General features: G+C 72.7%; 12 protein-coding genes. 8 read left to right on the top strand and 4 right to left on the bottom strand.

The window, feature by feature from the left end:
- Nucleotides 1-193: 193 nt before the first annotated feature.
- From ACFWZ5_RS24045 to ACFWZ5_RS24035, 3 genes are all read right to left on the bottom strand, one after another.
- A complete protein-coding gene (locus ACFWZ5_RS24045) occupies nt 194-592 on the bottom strand; it encodes an ASCH domain-containing protein (protein ID WP_384800508.1) in 399 nt (132 codons plus the stop codon).
- Nucleotides 593-733: 141 nt separating this feature from the next.
- Nucleotides 734-1,441 carry an HD domain-containing protein gene (locus ACFWZ5_RS24040; protein WP_384800505.1) on the bottom strand — a complete coding sequence of 236 codons (708 nt, stop codon included), beginning with the start codon at nt 1,439-1,441 and terminating at the stop codon, nt 734-736.
- A gap of 128 nt (nt 1,442-1,569) precedes the next feature.
- Nucleotides 1,570-3,114: a methionine--tRNA ligase gene (locus ACFWZ5_RS24035; RefSeq protein ID WP_384800502.1), complete on the bottom strand. Its 1,545-nt coding sequence runs from the start codon at nt 3,112-3,114 to the stop codon at nt 1,570-1,572.
- Between the two features lie 293 nt (nt 3,115-3,407).
- Between ACFWZ5_RS24035 and ACFWZ5_RS24030 the strand changes: the two genes are divergently transcribed.
- Nucleotides 3,408-4,610 (top strand): MFS transporter, encoded by a 1,203-nt coding sequence (locus ACFWZ5_RS24030; RefSeq protein ID WP_384891265.1) that lies wholly within the window; start codon nt 3,408-3,410, stop codon nt 4,608-4,610.
- 78 nt (nt 4,611-4,688) lie between these two features.
- On the opposite strand, the gene ACFWZ5_RS24025 is transcribed toward ACFWZ5_RS24030, so the two are convergent.
- Nucleotides 4,689-5,561: an aldo/keto reductase gene (locus ACFWZ5_RS24025; RefSeq protein WP_384798848.1), complete on the bottom strand. Its 873-nt coding sequence runs from the start codon at nt 5,559-5,561 to the stop codon at nt 4,689-4,691.
- A gap of 271 nt (nt 5,562-5,832) precedes the next feature.
- On the opposite strand from ACFWZ5_RS24025, the gene ACFWZ5_RS24020 reads away from it, so the two are divergent.
- The 7 genes from ACFWZ5_RS24020 (at nt 5,833) to ACFWZ5_RS23990 (ending at nt 15,306) form a co-directional block, all read left to right on the top strand.
- The gene (locus ACFWZ5_RS24020) at nt 5,833-6,165 is read left to right on the top strand and encodes a DUF4326 domain-containing protein (protein ID WP_384798845.1); all 333 of its coding nucleotides are present in this window, start codon (nt 5,833-5,835) and stop codon (nt 6,163-6,165) included.
- A 401-nt stretch (nt 6,166-6,566) separates the two neighbouring features.
- Nucleotides 6,567-7,325: a Crp/Fnr family transcriptional regulator gene (locus tag ACFWZ5_RS24015; protein ID WP_384798842.1), complete on the top strand. Its 759-nt coding sequence runs from the start codon at nt 6,567-6,569 to the stop codon at nt 7,323-7,325.
- A 157-nt stretch (nt 7,326-7,482) separates the two neighbouring features.
- Complete coding sequence (locus tag ACFWZ5_RS24010) at nt 7,483-8,343, top strand: hypothetical protein (RefSeq protein WP_384798839.1); 861 nt, start codon at nt 7,483-7,485, stop codon at nt 8,341-8,343.
- 5 nt (nt 8,344-8,348) lie between these two features.
- Nucleotides 8,349-11,000, top strand: coding sequence for a hypothetical protein (locus tag ACFWZ5_RS24005; protein WP_384798837.1), 2,652 nt, complete (start codon nt 8,349-8,351; stop codon nt 10,998-11,000).
- Nucleotides 10,993-12,372, top strand: a complete 1,380-nt coding sequence (locus ACFWZ5_RS24000; protein ID WP_384798835.1) for a hypothetical protein — start codon at nt 10,993-10,995, stop codon at nt 12,370-12,372. Before ACFWZ5_RS24005 ends, ACFWZ5_RS24000 begins: the two co-directional genes overlap by 8 nt.
- A complete protein-coding gene (locus ACFWZ5_RS23995; RefSeq protein ID WP_384798832.1) occupies nt 12,372-12,854 on the top strand; it encodes a Pycsar system effector family protein in 483 nt (160 codons plus the stop codon). The genes ACFWZ5_RS24000 and ACFWZ5_RS23995 overlap by 1 nt, the downstream gene beginning before the upstream one ends.
- A 184-nt stretch (nt 12,855-13,038) precedes the next feature.
- The gene (locus ACFWZ5_RS23990) at nt 13,039-15,306 is read left to right on the top strand and encodes a VWA domain-containing protein (protein ID WP_384798829.1); all 2,268 of its coding nucleotides are present in this window, start codon (nt 13,039-13,041) and stop codon (nt 15,304-15,306) included.
- The last annotated feature ends 98 nt before the right edge of the window (nt 15,307-15,404 follow it).

Below are 15,404 nucleotides of genomic sequence, written 5' to 3'. Positions count from 1 at the left end.
ATGGGGGTGGCCCCTGGGGCTACGGGGGCCGTCTGCCGCCACTGCAGGGCGCGGCGGCGGACGGCGGCATGATGTGATGTAGGTGTGACCAAAGTGCGGCCAACTGGTGGTGGCGGCTGCCGGGGACCACCCTGCACCGTCGGGGGGCGCCGTGGTAGGCCGGGATTCGGCCGTGCGACTTCGGCAGGGGCCCTCAGGGCGCGGCGATCAGGCGGAAGGACAGACAGACCACGGTGGTGTGGTCGTCCACCGGAGTGCCCAGACCGCCCCAGTAGCGGCGGTGCCCCACCCGCCAGTCCTCCAGGGACGTGAAGCCCTCCCCCTCGGCGTCGGCGTGCTCCCAGGTCACCTCGGCGAAGGACGTCACCCGCACGCCCGTGACCTCGACCGTGGCGACGGACCGGCCCGCGTCGTCCAGGACGGCGAGGCGCTCCCCGGCGTACTCCAGCCCCTCCGTCTCCTTGACATAGTCCGCCAAGAGGCCGGTGGTGGCCGTCTTCGCCCCGGTCAGGACCAGGGAGTTGAGCTCCTCCCGCATCTCACCGGGGGTGCCGAGCTCCAGGGAGCGCATTCCGTCGACCCGTGGCCACATCTCGTCCCGCACCTCGCTCGCCGGACCGGCCCTCCGGTCCTCCGGCGCCGACTCTAGAGGCCGGAGGACCTACGAGGTGGCGTACTCGGCCTCTCCTGCGACGGTTCTAGGCGGCGGGGTACGCAGACTCACGGCACACCCCTAGCTCCCCTCGTACCCGTCGTAGTCGTGCCAGCCGGGCGTGAGCTGCTCCCACGTCGGCGGGGTCGCCCCCGTCCGCTGCCGCAACAGCTCGCCGGGCAGGCTGAACAGCGGGGCCTTGGCGGGCTTGTCGCGGGCCTGGTCGACGATCGCGTCGCGGAGCACGGCCGCGGCGTGCAGGCGGGGCAGGACCGCGTGGACGCGGTCGGCGTAGCCCGGCGGCAGGTCCGCGGGGCTGCCCGCGATGTCCAGGCGGGTCCCGGCGCTCATCAGCGCGATCTCCGGGCGCTTGCGGGAGGCGATGCCTTCACTGGTGTGCAGGGCGATGGCATCCCACACGACCTCGACCCGCTCGGCCGACTGCCCTCGGGCGGTGAGGAATTCGGCGGCCAGGTCGGCGCCGTCGACCTCGAAGCGCTGCTCGCGGTCGCCTTCCGCGGTGAGGCCGATGTCGTGCAGGACGCAGCCCAGGTACAGCAGTTCGTCGTCGTAGTCGCGATCGGGGAGCAGTCCGTCCCGCTCCCCGATCAGACGTCCGTAGAGATACGCGCGGAGGCTGTGGTGGAACACCGCCGGGTGCTCGGTGGACCGCGCGAAGCGCAGCGCGGCGAGCGCCACCTCGCTGTCGGGGAAGGGGAGTCCGTCGTAGGCGTCGAGCGCGCCGGCCGCCGTCGACGCTCCGTCCAGGTCGTTCTGATGAGTCGTCATGATCTGGATTCTTCAGCCGGGCGGCGGATGGCTGCAATGACGAAAACCCCACCTATGCGGCCATGGCCTCGCGTCCTGCGCGGCGGAGGCGGGCTGGTCCCACGCGTGCCCGCCCGCCTCCTCGCGTCTCACCGCCGGTCGTCCCCCTCCTCGCCGATCCGGGCGAACAGCGGCCGCGCCGCCGGAAGCCGTCCGTCGGACTCGGCGCACTGCGCGGCGACCCGGGCCGCCGACTCTGGTACGAACGGCCCGAGTTGATCCGCCAGTGCCCGACAGGCGTCGACCAGCGCCGCGAGCACCGCGTCGAGCCGCTCACCCGCCCGCACGTCCCCGGAGCGCTCGGCCTTGGCCAGGTCCCACGGGCGCGTGCTGTCCACGCAGCGGTTGGCCTCCTCCACGATCCGCCACACGGCCGCCGTCGCCCGGCGGAAGTCGAAGTCGGCCAGCGCCTCGTCGACGTGCTCCTGCACGCCACGGCACACCGCCACGAGCGACTCCGTGTCCCCGGCGGCCGCGGCCCGTACCGGCACGTGCCCGCCACGGAAGCGCTGCACCATGGTCACGACCCGGTTGACCAGGTTGCCGATGCCGCCGGAGAAGTCGGCGTTCGCGCGCGCGACCAGGCGGTCCCGGGTGAAGTCCGCGTCGCCGACCCGTGGCACGTCCCGCAGCAGCCACCAGCGGACCGCGTCCGTGCCGAACTCATCGACGAGTTCGGCCGGGTCGACGGTGGTGCCGGTCGACTTGCTGATCTTGCGGCCGTCGACGGTCAGATAGTCGTGCACCAGGATGTCCGTGGGCAGCGGCAGCCCCGCCGACAGGAGCATGGCCGGCCAGTACACGGCGTGGAAGCGGACGACACCCTTGCCGAGGAGGTGGGAGCGGCGGGCGGCACCCCGCCACCAGCGGTCGTACGCCGGGTCGCCGGTGCCGTAGCCGAGGCTGGTGACGTAGTTGCCGAGCGCGTCCCACCACACGTACACGACCTGCCCGGGGTCGTCGGGGACGGGGATGCCCCAGCCACGGGCGCGGGCCTGCGAGCGGGACACGGAGAAGTCGTGCAGACCGCTGTCGATGAGCGCGAGGACCTCGTTGCGGCGCACGGCCGGTTCGATGCGCAGGCGCTCGGACGTGATCAGCTCGCGCAGCTGGTCCCCGTACCGGGAGAGGCGGAAGAACCAGTTCTCCTCCGCGACGAGCTGCGGCTCCGTGCCGTGCTCGGCGCAGCGCCCTTCGGTGAGTTCGGCGGGCGTGTAGAACTGCTCGCAGCCGACGCAGTACAGGCCTTCGTAGTGCTTGCGGTACAGGTCGCCGGAGGCGGCGCACTGCCGCCACAGGCGTTCCACGCCCGCGCGGTGGCGTGGGTCGCGGCTGGTGCGGATGAAGTCGTCGAAGGACAGCGCGAGCGGCGCCCGCAGCGCGGCGAACGCCTCCGCGTTGCGGTCCACCAGGTCCTGCACGGGCACGTTCTCGGCCTCGGCGGCCAGGACGTTCTTCAGGGAGTTGTCGTCCGTGCCGCTGAGGAAGCGGACCTCGTCGCCGCGGTGCCTGCGGTGCCGCGCGAGGACGTCCGCCTGGACGAGTTCGAGCGCGAAGCCCAGGTGGGGGCGGGAGTTGACGTACGGGATCGTCGTGGTGACGTACGTGACAGGGGGTGTTGTGGGTGTGGTCATCGGAACCTCTCCAGTGGGGAGGCGGGGCTCCGAAGCCGCTCACCGTGCGACGAGGCCCCGTCCTCGGGGCCTCGGAATCGCGCGCGTCCGGTGTCAGCAGCCCCGTTGGCGGGGCATCATGGCGGCTGCGTACGCGGATGCGATCATGCCGCGATGCTAGCAGCGGACGGTACGCACCCGCCGGGCGATTTCCTGGCCCTGCGCCGGACCATGGCGTCGCGTACCTGCCAGACCGCATCCGGTGGCCGGTGCTGAACTGAGGCACTCCCTCAGCACCCCACCAGGACGGAACCATGCCCGCTGCCCTCGCACACCCCGCCCCGACTGCCCGTTCGCCCCTGGTGGGTTGGCTGGCGGTCGTCTCGGTCATGGCGGGGATCTTCGCCATCGTCACGGTGGAGATCCTGCCCATCGGCCTGCTGCCGTCCATCGGGGACAGCTTCCACGTCACGGACGGCACGGCCGGACTGATGATGACCATGCCGGGCATCCTGGCGGCCCTGTCCGCGCCCGTCGTCACCACGGCCACCGCCCGCGTCGACCGGCGCACGATGCTGTGCGCCTTCATGGTGCTGCTGGCGGGGGCGAGCTTCCTCGCGGCGGCCGCCCCCGCCTACTGGCTGGTGCTTGTCTCCCGCGTCGTCGTCGGCGTCACCATCGGCGGGTTCTGGTCGATCGCCGCCGGGCTGGCCGAACGCCTGGTGGGGCGGGAGTCCGCGGGCCGGGCCAAGGCGGTGATCTTCTCGGCCGTGCCGCTCGGCTCGGTGCTCGGCGTGCCCGTGGGCACCTTCGTCGGCGAGGTCGCCGGATGGCGGACGGCCTTCGCCGTCATGGGCGTGCTGAGCGTGCTGGTCTGGGCCGCGATGCTGGTGGTGGTCCCGCCCCTGCCCGCCGCCGAAGCCCTGCGCCCCCGGGTGCTCGGCGGGCTGCTCGGCACCTCCGGGACGCGCCGCGCGCTCGCGGTGACGTTCCTCGTCGTGCTCGGGCACTTCGGCACCTTCACGTACGTGGCGCCCTTCCTGGCGGAAGTGACCGGTGCCGGACCGGGTCTGACGACCGTGTTCCTGCTGGTGTACGGCGCCGCCGGGATCGCGGGCACCTTCCTCGGCGGCGCGTTGGTGGCCGACCGGCCGCGGGCCGCGTTCGCCGGAGCCGCGGGGCTGATCGCCGGGGCCGCGCTGCTGCTGCCCGTCGTCGGGCGGTCAGCGGTCGGCGCGGTCGCCCTGCTGGTCGTCTGGGGGATCGCGTACGGCGCCGTGCCCGTGTGCTCGCAGACCTGGTTCGTGAGGGCGGCACCCGGCGCGCCGGAGGCGGCCTCGGTCCTGTTCACGGCCTCGTTCCAGGCGACGTTCGCCCTCGGCGCGCTGACGGGCGGGGCCGTGCTCGACCGCACCTCGCCGTCCACGGTGATGGTGCTCGGCGGGCTGACGGCGGCCCTCACGGTGCCGGTGGTGTGGCGGCACCGGACGCACACGCGGTCCGGCGCCCACCGGTGAGGTGAGCGCCGGTGTGGTGAGCGCCGGAACACACCCGGCTCCCGTGCGGGACTGGCCGCGTCAGATGGCGGCGCCGCGTCAGACGGCGGCGGCCAGCGCCTCGAACTGGGCGTCGGTCAGCGTGAGGCCCGCCGCGCCGGTGTTCTGCTCCAGGTGCGCCACCTTCGACGTACCCGGGATGGGAAGGACCACCGGCGAGCGGCGCAGCAGCCACGCGAGGGCCAGCTGCGAGGGGCTCGCGCCCTGCTCCTTGGCGACGGCGTCGAGCGGGCCGCCCGGGCGCGCCAGCTCGCCGGTGGCCATCGGGAACCACGGGATGAACGCGATGTTCTCGGCCTCGGCGTAGTCGAGGACGTCCTCGGACGCGCGGTCGACCAGGTTGTACTTGTTCTGCACGGAGACGATCTCCGCGAACTCCCTGGCCTGCTTCAGCTGCTCCACCGTCACCTCGGACAGGCCGATGTGACGGATCTTGCCCTCCTTCTGGAGCAGCACGAGCTCGCCCAGCTGGTCGGCGAGCGGCACCAGCTCGTCGATGCGGTGCAGCTGGAAGAGGTCGATGCGCTCCACGCCGAGGTGGCGCAGGCTCAGCTCGGCCTGCTGGCGCAAGTACTCGGGGCGGCCGAGCGCGTGCCAGGCGTCCGGACCCGAGCGGCTGAGACCGGCCTTGGTCGCGATGACCAGGTCGTCGGCGTACGGGTGCAGCGCCTCCTTGATGAGAACCTCGTTGACGAACGGGCCGTAGGAGTCGGCGGTGTCGATGAAGGTCACGCCGAGCTCGACGGCGCGGCGCAGTACGCGTATGGCCTCGTCCCGGTCCTTGGGCTCGCCCCAGACGCCCGGTCCGGTGAGCTGCATGGCGCCGTAGCCCAGGCGGTTGACCGGCAGGTCACCGCCGAGGGCGAACGTGCCCGAGGCGTCGGCGGGGCGCGAGGTGTTCGGGGTGCTCATGGGAGCGGTCCTTTCGCAACGTACGGACGACACGAGGTGTGTGACAACGAACCTATGCGCAAGAACGCGTAAAGGGAGCCTGAAGCCGCGCACGCGCAGCGTCCTCGCCGCGGGCGCGCCGGTGAGCGGCTCACCTGGGGCGTCACGTCGGACAGGACAGCGGCGCGCTCCCTGGTGGGGCAGGCAGGGCGGCCACTGGCGACCCCCTGGGGCGGCGGGGCCCGCGACCGCTCGCGTTGCCTCCCGCGCCGACAGCGGCGAAGATCACTTCATGCCCCGCACCACCGTGGTCAACCTCAAGGGCCACCGCGACGACCCCGCGTACGACGACGTGGTGTACGTCGGCCGGGCCATGCACAGGGGCGGCTGGCACCTCGCCGCGTCGCCCCTGGCCAGCCCCTACCGCCCCGGACCCGACGGCACCCGGGACGAAGTCGTCGAACGCTACCGCGCCTACCTCCTGGAGCGCCCCGAACTCCTCGCCCTGCTGCCCGCCCTGCGCGGGCACCGCCTCGGCTGCTGGTGCCTGCCCGAGCGCTGCCACGCGGAAGTGATCGCCGAGCTCGCCGACGCGGGAGTGGGGGAGTCCGGGGCGGACGTGTGACGGCCGTGCCCGGCGCGCCGGACCGGTATCAACGGGGTTCTCTCAGGCCCCTGTTGACTCCTGGCGGCTCCTGCTGACTCAGCACCGCGCCAGTACCACCGTCTCCACGACCCAAACCTGAGATTCCGCCAACTCCCCGTCAGCTGGCTGATTCTCTGTGCCCGGGTAGTTCGCGTTCAGGTGCCGGTTCTGACCTCACTGTCATTCGTTCGGGCGAGCGCGCGGGGCGTACGCCCCTTGGTGGGGCCCAGGGGGCGGCGGCAGGGCGACCCACCTGGCCTTCCGAGGACTACCAGTCGGTACCCCGGTGTGGCGCAATTCACTCGGCGCGAAACTTCGCTCTGTCACCATCGACACCCATCGAGAATCCAGGCGTCCGAAAGTCCGGCGGGGGGCCGACCATGGGGCTGCTCGGCAACGAGCTGGCGTTTGCGCAGGCTCTGACTGCTCAGGAGCACGAGAGCGTCATGGCCATCGGCACACCGAAGCGATATCCGGCCGATGCCCATCTCCTGACAGAGGGTGACCGTTCCAGTCACGTCGTGATCGTACTTCGGGGGTGGGTGACCGTTTCAGTGGCAACGGACCGGGGGGCCACCCGGCTGATACTCGGCCTGCGCGGCCCGGGCGAACTGCTCGGTGAGATGGCCGCGTTGGACCGGCACCCCCGCAGCGCCACCGTGCGCGCGCTGGGCCCCATAGAGGCCCAGCTCATATCCGGGGACGCGTTCCGCCGTTTCCTCGCCCTGCATCCCAGGGTCAGCGGCCTGGTCATTCGTCAGCTCACCTTCCGCCTCCGCAGCGCCGACCAGGAACGCTCCGCGCTCGCCTCGCTCACCGTGCTGCAGCGCCTCGCCAGCCGGCTCACCGAACTGACGGGAGCCGAGGCCGTCGGCCCCTACACCCCGCCCGCCGCACGCCCTTCGCGGAGACCCTCGACCGCGGGCCCCGTCGTCCAGCTGGCCCAGGACGAACTGGCCGCCACGATCGGGGCCACCCGGGAAGCCGTCGCCAAGGCCCTGCGGCTGCTGCGCGCCCAGGACATCGTGCGCACCGGCAACCGCATGGTGGAGATCCTCGACCCCGATCTGCTCGCCCTCCTCGCGGACGGCCATGCGGATGTCCACGCGGATGTCCATGCGGACGGTCAGCAGGAGTAGACCCCGGCCTCGCCGTGTGTAAACGGCTACAGACGGCTCTCGTCCCGGCCCCGAAGCTGAGGGGACGCACCGCCTCTACGCACCACCTCCACGCACCACCTCCATCGCAGGACGAACGACCTCTTCGGCAGCCGGACAGAACATGCAGGGGGCACGGGTGAACCACGACGCCAGGGAACTCGCCGAGGCGTACTACGAGTTGGTGATCAGCGTCGACGCCAGACGTTCGGGCGAGTACGACGACGTCGACAAGGTGCGGATGCGCGACCGCATCTACCGGGTTCTCGAGACCGCGTTCTCGTACGCCAAGGTGGCTCGGGATGCCGTGCACATGGAGGACCGCGGCGACGGCGTGCTGCTGTCCGTCGCGGGCCGGGTCGCGGTGAGCAGGATGCTTGGCCTGTGGCTGATCGAGGTGCACGAGAAGCTGCGGGAGGAGAACCGCGGTCTGGCCGTGCCGCTCGGACTGCGCGTCGGCATGAACGTCGGCCCGGTCCGGCACGACGACCGGGGCATCAGCGGACGCGCGGTCGACCTGGCCTGCCGCCTCGCCGACTCCCCTGTCGCCCGCGGCCTGCTCGACGCCGAGAAGGCCGACCTCGTGCTGGTGACCTCCCGGTCCCTGTACGAGGACGTGGTCAGGAGTGGCGGCAAGTTCATCGAGCCCGCGCTCTACTCATCGGCCCGCCTGGAGCTCAAGGAGGGCGAGGTCACGGCCTGGTTCCACCTGCCCGGACGGCTCGCCCCGGAGATTCCCCGCACCGCGCCGACGCCGCCGTCACCGGCCGCTGATCCCCTGCCCGGTGCCGGTGCTGATGGCGACGAGGTCGGCGAGCTCGACGACGACGGGGACGAGTTCGAGGTCGCCGACGGCAGCATGCGCGACCGTCGGCCCGGCCCCTCCGGTGTCCATTACGACGTCGCCGGCGACATGTCCCAGCACCACCACAACGAGTACCAGGGGAACGTGCACATCGGCCGGAACAGCGGCCGCGACGCCGAGCGCGGGAAGGGCTGAGCCGCATGAGCGACGACGAGCGGGCCGGTGGCGCGTCCGACGACGCCCCCGCGAAGCCGGACGAGGGCAAGCCGTCCGACGCCGACGCCAAGAAGCCCGACGACAGGAAGTCCGGAGAGAAGTCCGGAGACAAGAAGCCCGGCGACAGGAAGGCCAGGGACGAGCGGTCCCGTGACGCCGGGGACAAGGGCAAGGACAAGGACAAGGACGACGACGAGAAGTCCGCGGGGGACGAGGCCGCGGAGAAGGAGAAGGAACGGGAGAAGGAGCGGGAGAAGGAGCGGGAGCGGGCCGTCGGGCGGTTCAAGGAGCGCACCCGCGACCCCCTCGCCGACGAACAGGGCGAGGACGGGCCCACCGATCTCGCCGCCGCGGCACGGACGCGCCGAGCCACCCGGCAGCTGTTCGACGTCCATCGGGACCTGATCAGCCTCGCCCACTCACGGATCCAGAGCGCCCACATCGGCGACAACATCAACCTGCTCCTCGGCTCCGGCAGGACCGGCGCGGGCATGCGCAGCGGCCCCGTGCCCGAGGAGGAGCTGCGCAGGCTGCGCCGGGTCCACGTGGAGCCGCAGGGGTACGTACAGCTGCGCAACGCGCTCCGCGCCCGTCGACTCCTCGTGCTCGGCGCCGCGCCCGGCACCGGACGTACGAGCACGGCCCTGTCGCTCCTCGACGAGGTCACCCGGCGCCTGGCGGACGGCACGGACACCGAGCCTGCCGCCGACTCGCGGGTGATACGGATCGACCCGGAGGGCGGGCCGCGGCAGTTGGCCCAGACGCTGGGCGGTGAAGGGGAAGAGGCGCGGCGCGGTACCGGCTATCTCCTGGAGCTGTCCCTCACCCGGCCGGGCGGGCCGCTCCCCGACGAGATGGACCTCGACGAGCTCGCCGCGGCCCTGGCCCGCCGCGAGGCCTTCGCGGTGGTCGTCGTGGCGGTGGGCTCGGCGGCGAATCCGCTCCTCACCGGGCGGTACGGCATGCTCTGCCCGCCCGCGCCCACCGAAGAACTGCTCGCCACGCGGCTGCGCGAGTGGCTGCAGGACCGTGCCGCCGAAGCCCGGGAGGACGAGAACCGGGCGGCCGGACTCCTGGCCCGCGCGGAAGAACTCGCGGACCGGGAGGAGGTCAAGGACGCCGTCGGTCTCAAGGACCTGCGCCCCGCCGAGGCCGAGGTGCTCGCGTCGCTGCTCGCCGGGCACGTGCTCGGGGACGTCTCGTACGAGGACCTGCTCTCCAGCTGCCGCAGCCTTGCCGCCCAGCAGGCCCATGAGTGGTTCGCCGGAGTGGACAGGGCACTGACGGCGCCCCGGACCGAGACGGAGAGGCCGGACGGGAAGGCGGGACGGTCGGATACGGCGATGCTGTTCCACCCGGTGGCGTTCCGCATCGCCCTCGCCGTGCTCGGCGGCGCCTCGTACAGCGCCGTGGCCACCGCTGCCCACCTGCTGACCTGGGAGCTCTCGGTCCAGTCCGACCCGGACAACACCCCGGCCCGCCCGCTGTTCTGCGACGACCCGGAAGCCGACCGGGCGCTCTCGCGCGCCGAAGTGGTCGACGGCAAGGTCGAGGTGGCCGGGCACGACGTGCCGGCCCGGCTGATCTGGTACCGGGGCTCCGCCCTGCCGTCCGCGGTCCTGACCGAGCTGTGGGACCGGCACTTCCCCGTCCGGGCGCCGGTGGTGCGCTGGCTGCGGCTGCTTGCGGACGATCCGCGCTCGCAGGTGTGGATGCGTGCCGCGGTCGCCGCCGGGGAGCTGTGCGTACGGGACTTCGACCACGGCTACGCGGAGTTGGTCCGGCCGCTCGCCGAGGCGACGACGGCCCGACGGCGGATCTTCGCGGCCACCACCATGGACCAGGCCGCCGGTCATGACTCGCACCGCAGGGCGGTGCACAAACTGGTCGGTGACTGGAGCAGGAACGGCACCAAGTCGCTGCGCTGGACCGCGGCGATGGCGCTGGGCTACGGCAACGCCGCGGCCACGACGGACGAGACCCTGGACGCCCTGGCCCGCATCGCGGTCCACGACGAGGGGGACCAGTTGGCGGTCGCCTCCTTCAACGTCGTACGGCTGCTCGCGCTGCCGGACGCCGCGGAGGTGCTCGCGCGGATGGGGGAGTGGACCCACCACAAGCGGGAGCCGTACCAGGACCTGGGCCTGGTGACCACCGTCCGGCTCGCGCTCGCCACGGTGGAGGAGGTGCTGACGGACGACCCCGGCTTCCTGCTGGGCGACCCCGACTCCGCGCTGGGCGACCGGGGCGACTGGCCGCTGCCGCTCGCCCTCGCCGCCACCCGGCCCGAACTCGTGGGCCCCATGGCCGACTTGCTGTGGACCGCGCTGAACACGGCACGGTCGAAGGACGTGGCGATGGACGCGCTGGAGACGCTGCTGCGTTCGGCCGTGCGCAAGGACGGCACCGAGTGGACCCGGCCGGGCCTTGCGGCCCTGCTGCCCGCGCTGACGACCGAGGGGCACGACCGGCGGCGGCTCGACTGGCTGCTGCGCCGCATGATGAGCGACCCGGAGAAGCCGTTCCCCGACGCGAAGGCACGCGACCTGTGGTGGCTCGCCGTCGCGCCGGAGCAGGGACGGCGCCAGGAGGGCCCGCGCAGGGAACGGGCACGCGAGGAGGAGAGCCATGGGTGAGCACGGGAAAGAGGCGGCGGGCGCCGCGGGGAGGGCGCCCGAAGCCCCGGGGCCCGCGGGGCCGTACCTGAAGGACTACAGCACGCCGACGGACGGACTGCCGCGGGTGAGCGCCCGGACAGCGGTGGTGCAGTTCTACCGGAACGGCGGCTACAGCGTGATCAGGGCCTCAGGGGTCCAGCACGTCGACAAGCGGGCCCTCGCCAGGCCGCACAGCATGTGCGAGATCGCGCTCGGCACCTTTGTGACGCCGCTCCAGATGGAGCTGCCGGCCATCGGCGGCACCACCTTCTTCAAGGCAGAGGTGGACATCCAGTGGACGGTGACCGATCCCCATCTGGCCGCGCTCGAGGTCGTGACCGACGTCGCCAACCGGCTCACGTCGCCGGTCCTGGAGCGGCTGCGCGAGGTCACCACGGCCTACCGGGTGAGCGAGGCAGAGCAGGCCAACCGCGCCATCACGCGGGAGTGCGCCGGTGGCCGCTGGGCGGACCTGGGTTCCGAACTCGGCCTGCGCGTGCGGCTCTACGTACGCCTGCGGGTGGACGACCGGACCATCGAGCACGCCGACGAGGAGCGGGACGTGCACGCGCGGGCCAAGGTGACCCGGCTGCGCCAGGACGCGTTCCGGCGCATGCTGCAGGGCGGCGAGCTGGAGCAGCTGAGCTTCATGCTGGCGGCCGACCCTGACGGGGCCAGGGACTTCCTGGAGAAGATCCGTCAGGAGGGCAGGCAGGACGAGATGGAGCGGGTCGACCGGCTCTTCGCCATGGCGGCCAGTGGTGAACTCGCCACGGCCGACGTGGAGACGCAGGTCCTGAACCTCCTCAACCACGGCCTCGGCCGCCCCATGCTGGGGCCCATCGGGACGGTTCCCGCCCGTCGGGAGCCGCGGCAGCTGGAGCAGTCCACCGACCGGTCGTTCAACCCGGACTGGGCGTCGGACGAACCACCCCGGCGGCCGTCCCGGCGGGCGGAGTCCTCCCGGGGCGAGCCCGGCCGACGGGAATCCGGCCGACGGGAATCCGCCCGTCGCGGGCCCGACCGGAGGGAGCCGCACCCACAGGACGATCCGTACCCACAGGACGACGCCGACCACGACGAGCCGCGCCCCCGGAACCGGCAGCGGACGTACCGGCCCGAGCCGTACCCCGCCCCCGACGAGCCGCACCCCCGCGACCGACGCCGGAACGACTGGCCCGAGCCCTACGGCCCGCGCGACGAAGACGCGTACGACGGACCCCGCGCCCCCGCCCGACGCGGGAGCCCCTACCCGGACGACGACGATCTCGGCGGTCAGGAGCCGCCGCACCGCCCGCACCGCCCGCGCCGCTCCGAGGACGACGGCTGGTCCTGGGCGGAAGAGGACTGATGACCGCCGACGGTGCGGCACGCATTGCCGAACGGCTGCTGAGCACGGCCCGGGAGGATCTCGGCAGGGCGGACTCGAAGGCGGCCGTGCTCCTTGCGGGCACGCTCGCGCTGCCCACGCTCCTGGTCGGACGGGAGGGCGGTGCCGTGGGGGACGGGTTCGCCGACGTCACGCTGGTCCTCGCCGGTGTGCTCTGGGCCGTCGCGGTGACCGCGCTGGTGGGGGCGCTGATGCCGCGTACCGGCACGGTCCGCCACGGGGACGGGGTGACGTACTTCGGGGATCTGGTGGCGCCTCTCGACCCCGCGCGGCTGTCCGCCGGGATCGCCGAGGCCGGGCGCGATCCCGCCCGCTGGCTGCTCGTCCAGGCCGTGGACGCCAGCTCGATCCTGTCCGCCAAGTACCGGGCCATCCGCTGGGGAGTGAGATCGCTCGCCCTGTCGGCGGCGCTGGCCCTGATCTGGGACGTGACCGCGCGCTGACCCCCGGCGGGCCCGCACCGCACATGCCGACGCAGAGCACCCGAACACAGAGCACCCGAACACAGAGCACCCGGGCGTAAAGCACCCGAACGCAGAACACACCGCGAACAGAGCAGAGCCGAACCGAGAATCAGGGGATGCCGTGCAACGAGTCACGGGAAGACGGCAATCAGGAAGGGGCCGGGTGCGCCGCGCCGCGGCCTTGGTGGTGGGCGGCACCGCGGTGTTCGCGTCGCTGTTGGCACCGGCAGGTCAGGACCCGGTGCCCGCGGCGGACTCCGCACCGTCGTTCCCGGCCGTCAACTACGCGGTGGCCGTGGACGAGTCGGCCAGCCTCGCGGCCGCCGACATGAAGGCCGAGAAGGCCGCCGCCGCGCGGATCGCGCTGGGCGACGTCTCCTCGTCCTCCCATGTCACGGTCTTCGGCTTCGCCGCCGCCGAGTCCGGTGACCAGCGCGCGGTGGACCCCGTCTGCCCGCGCACCACGCTGGACGCCGCGGGCCGCGAGACGATCGGCGACTGCGTCGGCAAGCTGCGCGGCCGCAAGAAGAGCGAGGGCACCGGCACCGACTTCCCGAGCGCGATCCGGCAGGGCGTGCACGACCTGACCGCAGGCACCGACACGTCCGAGCCACGGGTGCTGTTCCTGCTGACCGACGGGAAGATGGACGTCGCCGACAGCCCCAAGTACGGCGACCCCGCGCACCGCGAGGCCGAGGGCGAACGGCAGCTGAAGGCCGCGCTGCGGGATGCCGCCCGGCAGAACGTCCAGATCTGGCCGCTGGGCTTCGGATCCGACCCGGACAAGAAGCAGCTCGACCGGATCGCGGCCGGCGGCTACCAGAAGGGCTGTGTCGAACTGCCCTCCGCAACGCCGAAGGCCCACAAGGTCTCCGGCGCGGAGGACGTCGCCACCACCCTGGAGAAGATCTTCGCCGCCGCCCACTGCCTGCGCCACGAGGAGGGCCCCAGCGAACGGCCGCCCGCCACTCTGGAGATCGGCATCTCACCGCTGGCGACCGTGGGCAGCATCGTCGTCGACAAGGGCGACCCCGAAGTGGAGATCACCTACGTCGACCCGTCCGGCGACGAGGTCCCCACGTCCGGGACGTTCAAGAAGTCCCGCTTCGAGCTCGCGGGCGGCAGCGGCACCGTCGAGGCACTGAAGGTCGTCGACCCGCTGCCCGGCACCTGGAAGGTGAAGGCCAAGGCCCCGGAGGGGCACCGTTCGCTGCCCGTCGCCGTCAGCGTGCTGTGGCAGGGCGAGCTGCGCGGCGCCATCACCATGGACCCGCCATCGCCGCGGGCGGGCGAGAAGGTCACGGTGACCATGCGGCTCCAGACGCGTGAGGGCTACGAGATCAAGGACCCGAGCGACTACGAGGGGCTGCGCGTCCGCAGCGAGCTGACCGGGGACGGCTTCTCCCCGCTGGCCCTCGACCTCGCCGACGACGGCAAGGGGCCCGATCCCGACGGAAGCGACGGCTCCTTCTCCGGCACCGTGAGGATCCCGAAGGGCGCCGACGGGTCGCTGAAGGTGAGCGCGACCCTGACCGCGTCGGGACTGAGCGCCGACACCCGCAGCGAGAGCGGCGAGGTCGTGCCCGGCGACCTGCCCGTCAAGGCCGCGCTCGACCTGCCCACCGCGGACACCCACCCCGGCGCCGAGGTCACCGGCAACCTGGACGTCAGCAACACCACGCGCACCCCGCACACCCTGCGCCTCTCCGTCACCGACGTGAAGGACGGGCTGCTCACCGTCGAGCCCGCCGAGATCACCCTCAAGCCCGGCGAGCGGGGAACCCGGAAGGTGACGGTCGAAGTCGCCCCCGCGGGCGTCTTCGGGGACCGCCTCGGCGACGACGGCCTGAAGGTCGGCGGCACCGCCACCGTCGTCGACACCACCGACGACGACCGGACGCTCGTACGGTCCCCGCTGTCGGTGCGCGTCACGCCGGAGCCCGGGATGTGGGAGAAGTACTGGTGGGCGTTCGTGCTGGGCGCCGTCGTCGTCGGCCTCGTCGTGGTGGTCGTGGTCGCCTGGCTGGGGCTGCGCAGGCGCCGCAGGGACCCGTTCGGCCTGGCGCTGCAACTGGTCGCGGAGGACGGCACCGTGCTCAACGAGCACAAGGCCGGGCACGGCAACAACAAGCAGTGGTACGAGTTCGCCGTCGCCGAGGCCCACCGCAGCCCACGCATCGAGCGGCGCGCCCACGGCCCGTACGCCGTCCAGCGCCGCCGCGAGGGCGGCGCGGTGCTCCGCAAGCAGGGCGGCAGCCGGACGCCGGTGCCCGCCCGCGGCCAGGTCCAGCTGACCGACACGCTGAGCCTCGCCCTCGGCGAGGAGCCCCGCACCGCGGGGCGCAGACCGCAGACGGCCACGGCAGGCTCCGGCTCCACCTCCAACTCCGCCGGGAACAGCGGCGGATACGACGACAACCCGTACTTGTGACGCGTGGGGCCGGGCACGCCACCGCTCGGCCCCCACGCACCCGCACCACCACGGCGCGGCCGCCACGCCGCGCGGAACCACGGACGAACCGAGCACGA

The sequence above is a fragment of the Streptomyces sp. NPDC059003 genome (assembly GCF_042740445.1).
Taxonomy (GTDB): Bacteria; Actinomycetota; Actinomycetes; order Streptomycetales; family Streptomycetaceae; genus Streptomyces.
The sequence above is the reverse complement of the archived record's forward strand: the minus strand, read 5'-3'. Positions and strand labels throughout refer to the sequence as shown.